Genomic DNA, 12,719 nt, shown 5'->3' with positions numbered 1-12,719 from the left:
GGTCAAGGCCCGTCACCCCCCCTCCTGCCTCAAGGTTTTCACCATGCGCCACGCATTGCCTCTCACGCTGGCAGCCCTGCTCCTGGGCGGCTGCGCCAGCCACAAGCCTGAAGATTTCAACGGCACCTGGATCAACCAGGCCGCCATCGACGCCGCCAGCAAAGGCACCAGCCTGCGCCAGGCCCTGGACGCGAAGGGTCCGGTGTTCGAGTGGAAGATCGACGTCAAGAACCAGCAGGCCAGCTTCAGCAATGGCTTCGAGGCCGCCGACGGGCGTCTGAGCGCCAACGAGAAGGACTGGCAGGTCAACTTCGAAGGCGACCTGACCGAACAACTCAAGCTCAATGGCGACGAACTGGTGACTATCGACCCCTCCGGCCATCAGCAGACGTTCATGCGCAGCAAGGCGCCAGAAGGCGCTGCGCTGGGCGGCAGTTTCGAGAAGGCGCTGTACCAGCAATACCTGGGCGGTGACTGGAAGATCGTCGAGGGTCAGGGCAAGGGCGGGTTAGTACGCTTCAGCGATACCGGCAATGTCACCGGCCTGCCCGGCCCGGACCGCTTTGCCCTGTGCCTGGCGGGTGACTGCGCGACCATGGGCGATGGCAACGACAGCCTGTGGCTGGAGCGCAACCAGCGTGGCGCGCCGTGGATCTTCAAGCGCGACGGCGACACCCTGGAGATCTTCCAGGCGGTGAACCGCGCCCAGCCGGACGAAATGCCGCAACTGACTGCCGGCGCCCGGCAGTGGGTGCTGGAAAAGGATTAGCCATCATCGCGGCGGCCCGACTGGCCCCGCGATAGAGCCAGATCTCTCAACCACGCCCTTGCAGAATGGCCGCATAGCCTTCTTTATAGCTCGGATACTGCGGCGCCCAGCCCAGTGCCCGAGCCCGCGCATTGCTGCAGCGCTTGCTGCCGGTACGCCGCACCCGCTGCTCGTCCGACCACTCGGTGACCCCCAGGTACTCGCGCAGCCAGCCCACCACCTCGGCCAGCGGCGCCGGATCGTCATCGACACCGATGTAGCAATCGTCCAACGCCACACCCCGGGCATCGGCCTGCAGCAGGTGCGCCAGCAAACCAGCGGCATCCTCGGCGTGAATGCGGTTGCCGTACAACGGCGGCTCCTCGGCCACTCGGTAGCCTCGACGTACCTGGCTCAGCAGCCACTCACGTCCAGGCCCATAGATCCCGGTCAGGCGCACGATGCTCGCGGGAATGCCACTGCCCAACGCCAGGCGCTCCGCTTCGAGCATCACCTTGCCCGAATACCCCTCGGGTGCGGTGGCTGCGCTCTCGTCGATCCACTCACCATCCTGTTGTGCATAGACACTGCTGCTGGAAACGAACAGCAGGCGACGCGGCCGCTGACCCTTGGTTTTCAACCAATCGAGCACATGGCGCAAACCATCGACATAGGCGGCCTGGTAGCCCGCTTCGTCATGCTGGCTGGCCGCCACGCAGTACACCAGGTAGTCCGGCGCGCGTGCGGGCCACGCTTCCGGCAGGCGCGGGTTCGACAGGTCAGCGGCAACGGGCCGCACCCCTTCGGGCAGGTCCCGCACCGACCGGCGCAGGCCATCGACCTGCCACCCATGGGCGAGCAACTGTCGGGCCAGACGGCCTCCCACATCGCCGCAGCCGACGATCAACGCTCTCAGGTCCGACATCATGAAACTCCAAATCCAAAGGTTCACGCTAACCGGATTTAGCGATCGGCGGCTAGACAAAGGTTAAAAAAAGCGCTCTCCATTCTTTTGTTAACAAGAATTACTTGCAATAATGGCGGCCCTGTCTGTTCTCGGCCTGCTTCGAGGCCTTGAAGAACTCAACCCATTTCTCTTCATCAGGTCCGGCCAGCATGACACGTACTCAATCTTCCGCTTCGCCAACCCCGTCGCGCGCCTGGCGCGCCATTGCCGCGCTGATGTTCAGCCTGGTACTGGCCCCCGTGGCCATGGCCGATGAGCCCGCCGCCACTGCCGCCGCACCGGCAGCCGCCAGCGCCACGGCCGCGCCTGCCGCCGAAGGCCAGGCACCGGTAGCTGCGCCAACCGACGCGCCTGCCGACACCAGCGCCCCAGTGGATGGCCAGGCACCGGCAGACGAGAACGTGCAGGCGATGGTCGAAGACACCTCGCTGGGCATGGCCCACGACCTGTCCCCATGGGGCATGTACAAGAACGCCGACGTGGTGGTGAAGGCCGTGATGATCGGCCTGGCCATCGCCTCGATCATCACCTGGACCATCTGGATCGCCAAAGGCTTCGAGCTGATGGGCGCCAAGCGCCGCCTGCGTGGCGAGATCGCTGCCCTGAAACGCTCGGTGAGCCTGAAAGAGGCCAGCGAGGTGTCTAACAAGGAAGGCACCCTGGCCCACACCCTGGTGCATGACGCCCTCGAAGAGATGCGCCTGTCGGCCAACGCTCGCGAGAAGGAAGGCATCAAGGAACGCGTCAGCTTCCGCCTGGAGCGCCTGGTGGCCGCCAGCGGTCGCACCATGAGCAGCGGCACCGGCGTGCTGGCCACCATCGGCTCCACCGCCCCGTTCGTCGGTCTGTTCGGTACCGTGTGGGGCATCATGAACAGCTTCATCGGCATCGCCAAGACCCAGACCACCAACCTCGCCGTGGTCGCCCCTGGCATCGCCGAGGCCCTGCTGGCCACCGCCCTGGGCCTGGTTGCCGCAATTCCGGCCGTGGTCATCTACAACGTCTTCGCCCGCTCTATCGCCGGCTACAAGGCACAGGTGTCCGATGCCTCCGCCCAGGTACTGCTGCTGGTCAGCCGTGATCTGGACCACCAGGGTGGCGAACGCGTCGCCCCGCACATGGTGAAAGTGGGGTAAACCATGGGCCTGCATCTCAACGAAGGTGGCGACGACCTCGCCGAGAACCACGAAATCAACGTCACGCCGTTCATCGACGTGATGCTGGTGCTGCTGATCATCTTCATGGTCGCGGCGCCCTTGGCCACTGTCGACATCAAGGTCGACCTGCCCGCCTCGACCGCCAAGCCGGCGCCGAGGCCCGAGAAGCCGGTGTTCGTCAGCGTCAAGGCCGACAAGAAGCTCTACCTCGGCGACGACGAGGTGGCCCAGCGCGACCAGCTTGGCGCCATGCTCGACGCCAAGACCAAGGGCGACAAGGAAACCACCATCTTCTTCCAGGCTGACAAGGGCGTCGACTACGGCGACCTGATGGAAGTGATGAACACCATGCGTGCCGCCGGTTACCTCAAGGTCGGCCTGGTCGGACTCGAGACGGCAGCCAAGAAATGACGAAAACGCGCTCAAACCTGGCGCGCTACGGTGGCAGCCTGGCGATCGTGCTGGGTGTGCACGCGGTCGCCGTGCTGCTGACGCTCAACTGGTCGGTGCCCCAGGCCCTCGAGTTGCCGCCGGCAGCGATGATGGTCGAGCTGGCCCCACTGCCAGAGCCCGCGCCACCGCCTCCGCCCAAGGCCGCCCCGAAACCGCCGACGCCGATCGAGGAACCACCGCTGCCCAAGCTGGCAGAGGCGCCGAAGCCGAAGATCGCCATCCCCAAGCCGCCCAAGCCCAAGGCCAAGCCACAGCCGCCCAAGCCTGAGAAAAAACTGGAGCCGCCAAAGGACGAACCGCCGGCCAAGGACGATGTGGCGGATACACCGCCCAGCAACACGCCACCGCAGAAGTCGGCGGCGCCGCAGCCAAGCATCGCGTCCAACAGCAATGCCCTGCCGAGCTGGCAGAGTGATCTGTTGCGCCACCTGGCCAAGTACAAGAAGTACCCCGAGGACGCTCGCCGCCGTGGGTTGCAGGGCATCAACCGCCTGCGCTTCGTGGTCGACGCCGAAGGCAAGGTAGTGTCGTACACGCTGGCCGGTGGTTCGGGTAGCGCGGCGCTGGACCGGGCCACGCTGGAGATGATCCGCCGTGCCGGCACGGTACCCAAGCCTCCGGCGGAGCTGCTGAACAATGGCACGATCGAAGTGGTTGCGCCGTTCGTCTACTCACTGGACCGACGCTGACGTTTTTGTTTCTGTCACAAAACGGCAAGTCTGATAACGTGCGTCTATCGATTGCAGCCGCTATGCTGGGGCCGCAACTTCATGGACGCACGTTATGACCCTCACCGAACTTCGCTACATCGTCACCCTCGCGCAAGAGCAGCACTTTGGCCACGCGGCCGAGCGTTGCCACGTCAGCCAACCGACCCTTTCGGTGGGCGTGAAGAAGCTCGAGGACGAACTCGGCGTGCTGATCTTCGAGCGCAGCAAGAGCGCGGTGCGCCTCACGCCGGTCGGGGAGAGCATCGTCGCCCAGGCGCAGAAGGTGCTGGAACAGGCCCAGGGCATCCGCGAACTGGCCCAAGCCGGCAAGAACCAGCTGACAGCACCGCTCAAGGTCGGGGCCATCTATACCGTCGGCCCCTATCTCTTCCCGCATCTGATCCCGCAACTGCACCGCGTGGCGCCGCAGATGCCGCTGTACATCGAAGAGAACTTCACCCATGTACTGCGCGAGAAGCTGCGCAATGGCGAACTGGACGCGGTGATCATCGCCCTGCCGTTCAACGAGGCCGACGTGCTGACCCTGCCGCTGTACGACGAACCGTTCTGCGCGCTGATGCCGGCCGACCACCCCTGGACCGCCAAGGACACCATCGACACCGCCATGCTCAACGACAAGAGCCTGCTGCTGTTGGGCGAGGGTCACTGTTTCCGCGATCAGGTGCTTGAAGCCTGCCCGACCCTGAACAAGGGCAGCGAAGCCTCCAAGCACACCACGGTCGAATCCAGCTCGCTGGAAACCATCCGCCACATGGTCGCTTCTGGCCTGGGCGTGTCGATCCTGCCGCTATCGGCAGTGCACAGCCATCATTACGCGCCGGGCGTCATCGAAGTTCGCCCGCTGACCGCGCCCGCGCCGTTCCGCACCGTGGCCATCGCCTGGCGCGCCAGCTTCCCGCGGCCGAAGGCCATCGAGATCCTCGCCGACTCGATCCGCCTCTGCTCGGTGGCCAAGCCAACCGTGGACCAACCGGCCTGAGCCCATGACCGAGCTGTCGAACGTCCCGGTCACCACGCTCAAGGGTGTTGGTGAAGCCATGGCAGAGAAACTCGCCAAGGTCGGTCTGGAGAACCTGCAGGATCTGCTGTTCCACCTGCCGTTGCGCTACCAGGACCGCACCCGCGTGGTACCTATCGGCCAACTGCGGCCGGGCCAGGACGCGGTGATCGAAGGCGTGGTCAGCGGAGCTGACGTGACCATGGGCAAGCGCCGCAGCCTGGTGGTGCGCCTAGGTGACGGCAGCGGCACGCTGAGCCTGCGCTTCTACCATTTCAGCAATGCGCAAAAGGAGGGCCTCAAGCGTGGCACACATCTGCGTTGCTATGGTGAAGCGCGTCCCGGCGCCTCGGGGCTGGAAATCTACCACCCGGAATACCGGGCGCTGAACGGTGATGAGGCACCACCGCCGGTCGAACAGACGCTGACGCCGATTTACCCGACCACCGAAGGCCTCACCCAGCAACGCCTGCGCCTGTTGTGCCAGCAGAGCCTTGGCATGCTCGGCCCGCGCAGCCTGCCCGACTGGCTGCCTGAGCAACTGGCCCGCGACTACAAGCTGGCGCCATTGAGCGATGCCATTCGCTACCTGCACAACCCGCCGGCCGATGCCGATCTGGACGAGCTTGCCGAGGGCCATCACTGGGCGCAGCACCGCCTGGCCTTCGAGGAACTGCTGACCCATCAGCTCTCCCAGCAGCGCCTGCGGGAAAGCCAGCGCAGCCTGCGTGCGCCGGTGCTGCCCAAGGCCACCCGCCTGCCGGCCCAGTACCTGGCCAACCTCGGCTTCAACCCGACCGGTGCCCAGCAGCGCGTCGGCAACGAAATCGCCTACGACCTCAGCCAACCCGAACCAATGATGCGCCTGGTACAGGGTGACGTGGGGGCCGGCAAGACCGTGGTCGCCGCGCTAGCGGCGCTGCAGGCCCTGGAGGCCGGATACCAGGTGGCGCTGATGGCCCCCACCGAGATTCTCGCCGAGCAGCATTTCATCACCTTCAAACGCTGGCTGGAGCCGTTGGGTATCGAAGTCGCCTGGCTGGCCGGCAAGCTGAAGGGCAAGGCCCGCGCCAGCGCCTTGGAACAGATCGCCAATGGCGCGCCGATGGTGGTCGGTACCCATGCGCTGTTCCAGGACGAGGTGCAATTCAAGCACCTGGCCCTGGCGATCATCGACGAACAACACCGCTTCGGCGTGCAGCAGCGCCTGGCCCTGCGCAAGAAAGGCGTCATGGGCCAGCTATGCCCGCACCAGTTGATCATGACCGCCACCCCGATCCCACGCACCCTGGCCATGAGCGCCTACGCCGACCTGGACACCTCGGTCCTCGACGAATTGCCGCCCGGTCGTACACCGGTGAATACCGTGCTGGTCGCCGACAGCCGTCGTTTCGAGGTGGTCGAGCGGGTTCGCGCCGCCTGTGCCGAAGGCCGCCAGGCCTACTGGGTGTGCACCCTGATCGAAGAATCCGAGGAGCTGACCTGCCAGGCCGCCGAAAGCACCTTCGAAGAGCTGGGCAGCGCCCTGGGCGAGCTGCGCGTTGGGCTGATCCACGGACGCATGAAGCCTGCGGAAAAAGCGGCGGTGATGGCTGAGTTCAAGGCCGGCGAGCTGCAACTGCTGGTCGCTACCACAGTGATCGAGGTCGGCGTCGACGTGCCCAATGCCAGCCTGATGATCATCGAGAACCCCGAGCGCCTGGGCCTGGCCCAACTGCACCAGTTGCGCGGCCGAGTCGGTAGGGGCAGCGCGGTGAGCCACTGCGTGCTGCTCTATCATCCACCGCTGTCGCAGATCGGTCGAGAGCGGCTGGGCATCATGCGGGAAACCAACGACGGATTCGTCATCGCTGAGAAGGACCTGGAGTTGCGCGGCCCCGGCGAGATGCTCGGGACTCGCCAGACCGGCCTCCTACAGTTCAAGGTCGCCGACCTGATGCGCGACGCCGACTTGTTGCCGGCCGTACGTGACGCTGCCCAGGCCCTGTTGGCGCACTGGCCGGGCCACGTCAGCCCGCTACTCGACCGCTGGTTGCGCCACGGCCAACAATATGGCCAGGTGTGACGCCCGTCCCATTATGGATCCAGCTTGGCGGCCAGGCTGGTTATACTTCGCGTTTACAGAAATGATTGGATACAGGCCATGACTGAAGTTGCCCTGGATACCGCAACCCTACACGCACCGTCTGTCATCCGGCTGTTGCTCGACAAGCTCGGCGTCAGCTTCCGCGAGGTGCCCGAGCACCCGGGGCTGCCGGCCAACTCGCGCGTACAGGCCGTGCTGCTCGATGACGAGATCGGTGCCTTGATGGTGCTGTTCCCGCAAAGCCAGTTGCTGGACCTCAAGCGCCTCGAGGAACTGACCGGACGCAAGCTCAAGGCCGTGCCGCTGGAGCGCTTGAAGCAGATGCTCGACAAGCATCACCTCAAGACCCTGCCCGCCATTCCCGCGCTGACCAGCTCGCCGTGCCAGTACGAAAAGAGCCTGCTCGACAACGAAACCCTGCTGATCCAGTCCGGTGAAGCCGGGCTGCTCCTGGAAATCGGCCGGACGGCTTTCAAGAAGATGCTGGTCAAGGCCAGTGCCAGCACCTTCGGCCAGCCGATCAGCGATATTCGCCTCAGTTTCGATCAGTTGGACGGTCCTCCCAAGGAAGTCATTCGCGCAGTCCAGGCCTTCACCGCCCGGCGCATCCAGCAGCGCCTGGAGCAGACCATCGAGATTCCGCCGCTGGCCGACACCGCGCAGAAGATCATCAAGCTGCGTGTCGACCCCAATGCCAGCATCGATGACATCACCGGCGTGGTCGAAACCGACCCGGCCTTGGCTGCGCAAGTCGTCAGCTGGGCGGCATCGCCCTACTACGCGTCACCCGGCAAGATCCGCTCGGTGGAAGACGCCATCGTGCGGGTACTGGGCTTCGACCTGGTGATCAACCTGGCCTTGGGCCTGGCCCTGGGCAAGACCCTGAGCCTGCCCAAGGACCACCCGCAACAGGCCACGCCGTACTGGCAGCAGTCGATCTATACCGCTGCCGTGATCGAGGGCCTGACCCGTGCCATGCCGCGCGCCGAACGCCCGGAAGCAGGCCTGACCTACCTGGCCGGGCTGCTGCACAACTTCGGCTACCTGCTGCTGGCCCACGTCTTCCCCCCGCATTTCTCGCTGATCTGCCGTCATCTGGAGGTCAACCCACACCTGTGCCACAGCTATGTGGAGCAGCACTTGCTGGGGATCAGCCGTGAACAGATCGGTGCCTGGCTGATGAAGCTATGGGACATGCCCGATGAACTGTCCACAGCCCTGCGCTTCCAGCACGATCCGGCGTACGACGGCGATTATGCGGCGTTCCCCAACCTGGTGTGCCTGGCGACGCGCCTGCTGCGCGCCCGGGGGATTGGCTCGGGGCCGAAGGACGAGATCCCGGATGCCCTGCTCGAGCGCCTGGGGCTGACCCGGGACAAGGCGGAAGAGGTGGTGAACAAGGTGCTGGAGGCCGAGGCATTGCTACGCGAGCTGGCGTCGCAGTTCCACCCGCCGCATTCGCATTAAGGCCGCCCCGTAGGAGCGGCTTCAGCCGCGATCACCCGCGAAGCGGGTGCCAGAAACCGCGGTGCCTGCATCGCGGCTAAAGCCGCTACTACGCTTTCTTCTTCGGTTTCAGGTACTTCATCAAGCCCTGAAACCAGATCACCAGCGCCGGATTGCCCTTGATCTGGATGTTCTTCTCCTGAATCCCCTGCATGAAAGCCAGCTGCTTGTTACCGGCTTGCAGCGTGGCAAAGCCGTACGCGGCATCCTTGAAGGCAATGGCGAACGCCGGCTGCGGGTGCAGGCCGCCCTTGCTGCTGATGCGCAGGTCCTTGACGATGAAGTGCCGGGCAACCTTGCCGTCGAGCGTCTGCATCTGGAAGACCAGGTCCTTGTCCTGCAGCTGCTGCTGGAACGCCGGGTTGTTGCGGCTGGCCTTGGCCATCAGCAAGCCCATGGCCCAGAGAAGAAAACGAAACTTCATCAACGCGCCTCGAGTGAAAAATGACTGAGTCGCGCAGTTTATCCGTTTATCGCCCTGTTTATGCAAGTTCGCCGCATTTGCTTACCAGAAACACAACGGGCGCCTTAAGGCGCCCGTCTCGATGGCTTGTCGATCACTTTTTCTTGGCAGGCTTGGCCGGTGCGTTGACGCTGTCACGCAGGCCCTTGCCCGGTTTGAAGGCGACAGTGTTGCTGGCCTTGATCTTAACCGGCTCGCCGGTCTGCGGGTTCTTGCCGGTGCGAGCGCCGCGGTGGCGTTTTTCGAAGGTGCCGAAGCCGACCAGGGTGACGGTGTCCTTGTCGAGTGCGCCGGTGATGCTGTCGAGAATCGCGTTCAGGACAATATTGGCCTTTTCCTTGGTCAGGTCGGCCTTTTCGGCGATGACGGCGGCGAGTTCTGGTTTACGCATAGTGAAGCCTCTTTGACGGGATTTCTTGTTGTTATGCCGTGCTGCCGAAGGAAGCAGCGTTCAAGGCACCGCAGGCTCTAGGCTGCGGTAGACGCCAGTGAGGATGGCACGCCGACCGGGGCCGCGCCAGTATCTGGGCGGCCATTGTCGTGGCAAGAACAGGATAATTACGACAGAACGCCCGCCATTTACGCCATCAAGGGTGGCAACTGGCGATTCAACGCCAGTTTCTCCATGACCGCGCCGCCGGTCAGGGCGTAGCCCAGCAGTTGGCCATCGGAGCCATGGCAGAGCACTTTCAGGTCGCCACCGCTGCCTTCCACCACCCAAGTGCCCTCGTAGCCTGCCGGCACCGGGGACACCACCAGCGGGCAGGCCGGCGTCTTCACGGTGACCGGCATCGGGCCATAGGCCACTGCGGTCGGGTTGCCGGCCAAGGTCTGGGCCAGGGCGCGGGCGCAGGTCATCAAGGGCATGACGTAAAGCAGGTTGATACCATCGACCTCGGCGCAGTCGCCCAGGGCGAAGATGTTGGCGTGAGAGGTGCGCAGCTGGCGATCCACCACCACCCCGCGGTTGACCTGCAGGCCCGCTGCCGCCGCCAGGTCGGTGCGCGGCCGCAGGCCGATCGCAGACACCACCAGGTCGCAAGGGATGACGCTGCCGTCGGACAAGTGCGCCTCCACAGCCTCCCCAAAACGTTGCAGGCGGGTCAGCACCGGGCCGAGATGGAAACGCACGCCCAACCCTTCAAGGCCTGCCTGCACGGCAGCGGCCGCCGCCGGGTGCAGCAAGGTCGGCATGACCTGTTCGCACGGCGCCACGACCTCGCACTGCAGGCCGCCCAAGGTGAGGTCGTTGGCGAATTCGCAGCCGATCAGGCCGGCGCCGAGGATCAGCACCCGTTGCTTGCCTGCGGCGGCGACACGAAATCGTGCGTAGTCCTCAAGGTCGTTGATCGGGAAGACCAGCTCGCCCGCATCGCCTTCCACGGGCACCTGCACAGTCTGCGCACCCCAGGCCAGTACCAGGTCGCGGTATTCCACCGCTTCCTCGCCGATCCACAGGCGCTTGTGGCCGGGGTCGATACCGCTGATGCGGGTATGGGTGCGGATCTCGGCCTTGAGCTGCTCGGCCATGGCGCCCGGTTCGGCCATGCACAGGCCGTCGGCGTCCTTCTGCTTGGCAAAGCCGGTGGACAGCATCGGCTTGGAATAGGAGCGACCGTCGTCGGCGGTGATCAGCAGCAGCGGCGTGTCGCCGTCCAGCTTGCGAAACTCTCGCGCCAGGTTGTAACCGGCAAGGCCGGTACCAATGATCACCACGGGGGACGTCATGTCGTGCGTTCCTTGTTCAAGCCAGGGTTGCGATCAGCCAATGGCGATCATTTCGAAGTCACTCTTGCCTACGCCACAATCAGGGCACAGCCAGTCTTCCGGCACGTCTTCCCAGCGGGTGCCGGGGGCGATGCCGTCGTCCGGCCAACCATCGGCTTCGTCGTAGATCAAGCCACAGACAATACATTGCCACTTCTTCATCGGATGCTGTTCCTCGGTCAGGCTCATTGGTGCGTTGCAACTGGTGACCGGGTCGTGGGGCACGCCCGCGCCTGCAAGTGACCACCGTGCAATCTCTGGTCGGCTTTTGTACTGGGCCTGCTGGCAGTATGCAAGCCAGGACGGCAATCATGCTAAGCTCGCCGCCTCTCTGGCCTGTATCAAGCATACCGACGTGCCGTACGAAACCCCGCAAGCAGCCGCTGTCGCGTGGCTGGCGTATCCGCAACTGGCGCCCCTGCCCGACCAGCCGACCCTGGACTGGTTGTTCGACGAAGGCTCCCTGACCCGTCGCCTGACCGGTCTTTCCCATGACCACTTCAGCGTCACCCCTTTGTTCGAGGGCTGGCAGCCACTACGTGACGATGAATGCGCCGCGTTGGGCCTGCGGCCTGGCGCGCAGGGCTGGGTGCGCGAGGTCTACCTGCGCGGCCATGGCCAGCCGTGGGTATTCGCCCGCAGCGTCGCCAGCCGCACAGCGCTGGAGCGCGGGGGGCTCGACCTGGAGACCCTGGGCAGCCGCTCGCTGGGCGAGCTACTGTTCTGCGACCAGGCGTTCGTCCGCCACCCTATCGAAGTGTGCAGTTATCCACAGGACTGGCTGCCCGTAGAGGTCACCAGCTCCGGGCTGTGGGGAAGGCGCTCGCGCTTCGAACGCGCCGGCCTCGACCTGCTGGTGGCCGAGGTGTTCCTGCCCGCCCTGTGGCACGCGGCCACGGAGGAAAACCGCTGATGTACATGCAACTGCTCAAGTCTCTCAACCGCCTGCACCCGCGCGCCTGGGACTTTGTCCAGCTGAGCCGCATGGACCGCCCCATCGGCATCTACCTGCTGCTGTGGCCGACGCTGTCGGCGGTGTGGATTGCCGGCAACGGCTCGCCGACCCTGGCCAACGTTCTGATCTTCGGCCTCGGCGTGGTGCTGATGCGTGCCGCCGGCTGCTGCATCAACGATTTCGCCGACCGCAAGGTGGACGGCCACGTCAAGCGCACCGCCGACCGGCCACTGGCCAGCGGCCGGGTGAAGCCCCGCGAAGCGCTGGTGCTGTTCGCCCTGCTGGTGGGAGTGAGCTTCCTGCTGGTGCTGTGCACCAACGCCACCACGGTTTGGCTGTCGTTCGGCGCGGTCGCCCTGGCCTTCTGCTACCCGTTCATGAAGCGCTACACCTACTACCCGCAGGTGGTGCTGGGCGCGGCGTATTCCTGGGGTATCCCGATGGCTTTCACCGCCGCGGGTGGCGAGCTGCCGGCCAGCGCCTGGCTGCTGTACATCGCCAACCTGCTGTGGACGGTGGGGTATGACACCTACTACGCCATGGTCGACCGTGACGACGACCTGAAGATCGGCGTGAAATCCACCGCCATCCTCTTCGGCGAGGCCGACCGGGTGATCATCCTGAGCCTGCAGCTGCTGTCGCTGGGCTGCCTGCTCCTGGCGGGCAACCGCTTCGAGCTGGGCGGCTGGTTCCACCTGGGGCTGCTGGCGGCGGCGATATGCTTCGCCTGGGAGTTCTGGTCGACGCGCAAGCTGGACCGCGAGTCGTGCTTCAAGGCGTTCCTGCACAACCACTGGGCGGGGTTGTTGATCTTCATTGGTGTGGTGCTGGACTACGCGCTGCGCTGACATTGCGCAGGCCAATGGTGGGAGCGGCGGTGCGGCGCTCC

14 protein-coding genes are annotated in these 12,719 nt (G+C 64.9%); 9 read left to right on the top strand and 5 right to left on the bottom strand.

Annotated features, from left to right (window positions below):
• Positions 1-43: 43 nt before the first annotated feature.
• Entirely contained in the window at positions 44-769 is a 726-nt protein-coding gene (locus tag BMY03_RS09410) for a hypothetical protein (protein WP_094010899.1), read from the top strand.
• Positions 770-815: 46 nt separating this feature from the next.
• Here the strand turns inward: BMY03_RS09410 and BMY03_RS09405 are convergent, their stop codons facing one another.
• Positions 816-1,673 (bottom strand): SDR family oxidoreductase, encoded by an 858-nt coding sequence (locus BMY03_RS09405; RefSeq protein ID WP_038707063.1) that lies wholly within the window; start codon positions 1,671-1,673, stop codon positions 816-818.
• Between the two features lie 191 nt (positions 1,674-1,864).
• On the opposite strand from BMY03_RS09405, the gene exbB reads away from it, so the two are divergent.
• From exbB to BMY03_RS09375, 6 genes are all read left to right on the top strand, one after another.
• Positions 1,865-2,851: a tonB-system energizer ExbB gene (exbB, locus tag BMY03_RS09400; protein ID WP_094010898.1), complete on the top strand. Its 987-nt coding sequence runs from the start codon at positions 1,865-1,867 to the stop codon at positions 2,849-2,851.
• 3 nt (positions 2,852-2,854) lie between these two features.
• Positions 2,855-3,283: a TonB system transport protein ExbD gene (gene exbD / locus BMY03_RS09395; protein WP_023632733.1), complete on the top strand. Its 429-nt coding sequence runs from the start codon at positions 2,855-2,857 to the stop codon at positions 3,281-3,283.
• On the top strand, positions 3,280-4,014 hold the full coding sequence (locus BMY03_RS09390) for an energy transducer TonB (protein ID WP_023632734.1): 735 nt from the start codon (positions 3,280-3,282) through the stop codon (positions 4,012-4,014). The genes exbD and BMY03_RS09390 overlap by 4 nt, the downstream gene beginning before the upstream one ends.
• 94 nt (positions 4,015-4,108) lie before the next feature.
• Positions 4,109-5,035, top strand: coding sequence for a hydrogen peroxide-inducible genes activator (locus BMY03_RS09385; protein WP_038707064.1), 927 nt, complete (start codon positions 4,109-4,111; stop codon positions 5,033-5,035).
• A 4-nt stretch (positions 5,036-5,039) separates the two neighbouring features.
• Positions 5,040-7,118 carry an ATP-dependent DNA helicase RecG gene (recG, locus tag BMY03_RS09380; RefSeq protein WP_094010897.1) on the top strand — a complete coding sequence of 693 codons (2,079 nt, stop codon included), beginning with the start codon at positions 5,040-5,042 and terminating at the stop codon, positions 7,116-7,118.
• Positions 7,119-7,196: 78 nt separating this feature from the next.
• Positions 7,197-8,606, top strand: a complete 1,410-nt coding sequence (locus BMY03_RS09375; protein ID WP_094010896.1) for an aminoacyl-tRNA deacylase and HDOD domain-containing protein — start codon at positions 7,197-7,199, stop codon at positions 8,604-8,606.
• A gap of 88 nt (positions 8,607-8,694) precedes the next feature.
• Here the strand turns inward: BMY03_RS09375 and BMY03_RS09370 are convergent, their stop codons facing one another.
• The 4 genes from BMY03_RS09370 to BMY03_RS09355 form a co-directional block, all read right to left on the bottom strand.
• Positions 8,695-9,069 carry a hypothetical protein gene (locus BMY03_RS09370; RefSeq protein WP_050707542.1) on the bottom strand — a complete coding sequence of 125 codons (375 nt, stop codon included), beginning with the start codon at positions 9,067-9,069 and terminating at the stop codon, positions 8,695-8,697.
• A 133-nt stretch (positions 9,070-9,202) separates the two neighbouring features.
• Positions 9,203-9,499: an HU family DNA-binding protein gene (locus BMY03_RS09365; RefSeq protein WP_023631266.1), complete on the bottom strand. Its 297-nt coding sequence runs from the start codon at positions 9,497-9,499 to the stop codon at positions 9,203-9,205.
• A gap of 188 nt (positions 9,500-9,687) precedes the next feature.
• The gene (locus BMY03_RS09360) at positions 9,688-10,836 is read right to left on the bottom strand and encodes an NAD(P)/FAD-dependent oxidoreductase (RefSeq protein ID WP_038707066.1); all 1,149 of its coding nucleotides are present in this window, start codon (positions 10,834-10,836) and stop codon (positions 9,688-9,690) included.
• Between the two features lie 33 nt (positions 10,837-10,869).
• On the bottom strand, positions 10,870-11,037 hold the full coding sequence (locus BMY03_RS09355; protein WP_023532601.1) for a rubredoxin: 168 nt from the start codon (positions 11,035-11,037) through the stop codon (positions 10,870-10,872).
• A gap of 193 nt (positions 11,038-11,230) precedes the next feature.
• Between BMY03_RS09355 and BMY03_RS09350 the strand changes: the two genes are divergently transcribed.
• Positions 11,231-11,788, top strand: coding sequence for a chorismate--pyruvate lyase family protein (locus BMY03_RS09350; RefSeq protein ID WP_031315457.1), 558 nt, complete (start codon positions 11,231-11,233; stop codon positions 11,786-11,788).
• Entirely contained in the window at positions 11,788-12,678 is an 891-nt protein-coding gene (gene ubiA / locus BMY03_RS09345) for a 4-hydroxybenzoate octaprenyltransferase (protein WP_038707067.1), read from the top strand. Before BMY03_RS09350 ends, ubiA begins: the two co-directional genes overlap by 1 nt.
• Positions 12,679-12,719: the final 41 nt, after the last annotated feature.

It is taken from the genome of Pseudomonas soli (assembly GCF_900110655.1).
Classification (GTDB): Bacteria; Pseudomonadota; Gammaproteobacteria; order Pseudomonadales; family Pseudomonadaceae; genus Aquipseudomonas; species Aquipseudomonas soli.
This window is presented reverse-complemented; position numbering and strand designations above follow the sequence as displayed.

Coding starts and splice junctions, on each gene's coding strand:
- BMY03_RS09370 (WP_050707542.1), bottom strand. CDS start 9,069: ATGAAGTTTCGTTTTCTTCTCTGGGCCATGGGCTTGCTGATGGCCAAG.
- recG (WP_094010897.1), top strand. CDS start 5,040: ATGACCGAGCTGTCGAACGTCCCGGTCACCACGCTCAAGGGTGTTGGT.
- BMY03_RS09390 (WP_023632734.1), top strand. CDS start 3,280: ATGACGAAAACGCGCTCAAACCTGGCGCGCTACGGTGGCAGCCTGGCG.
- BMY03_RS09385 (WP_038707064.1), top strand. CDS start 4,109: ATGACCCTCACCGAACTTCGCTACATCGTCACCCTCGCGCAAGAGCAG.
- BMY03_RS09360 (WP_038707066.1), bottom strand. CDS start 10,836: ATGACGTCCCCCGTGGTGATCATTGGTACCGGCCTTGCCGGTTACAAC.
- BMY03_RS09365 (WP_023631266.1), bottom strand. CDS start 9,499: ATGCGTAAACCAGAACTCGCCGCCGTCATCGCCGAAAAGGCCGACCTG.
- exbB (WP_094010898.1), top strand. CDS start 1,865: ATGACACGTACTCAATCTTCCGCTTCGCCAACCCCGTCGCGCGCCTGG.
- BMY03_RS09405 (WP_038707063.1), bottom strand. CDS start 1,673: ATGTCGGACCTGAGAGCGTTGATCGTCGGCTGCGGCGATGTGGGAGGC.
- BMY03_RS09355 (WP_023532601.1), bottom strand. CDS start 11,037: ATGAAGAAGTGGCAATGTATTGTCTGTGGCTTGATCTACGACGAAGCC.
- ubiA (WP_038707067.1), top strand. CDS start 11,788: ATGTACATGCAACTGCTCAAGTCTCTCAACCGCCTGCACCCGCGCGCC.
- BMY03_RS09375 (WP_094010896.1), top strand. CDS start 7,197: ATGACTGAAGTTGCCCTGGATACCGCAACCCTACACGCACCGTCTGTC.
- BMY03_RS09410 (WP_094010899.1), top strand. CDS start 44: ATGCGCCACGCATTGCCTCTCACGCTGGCAGCCCTGCTCCTGGGCGGC.
- exbD (WP_023632733.1), top strand. CDS start 2,855: ATGGGCCTGCATCTCAACGAAGGTGGCGACGACCTCGCCGAGAACCAC.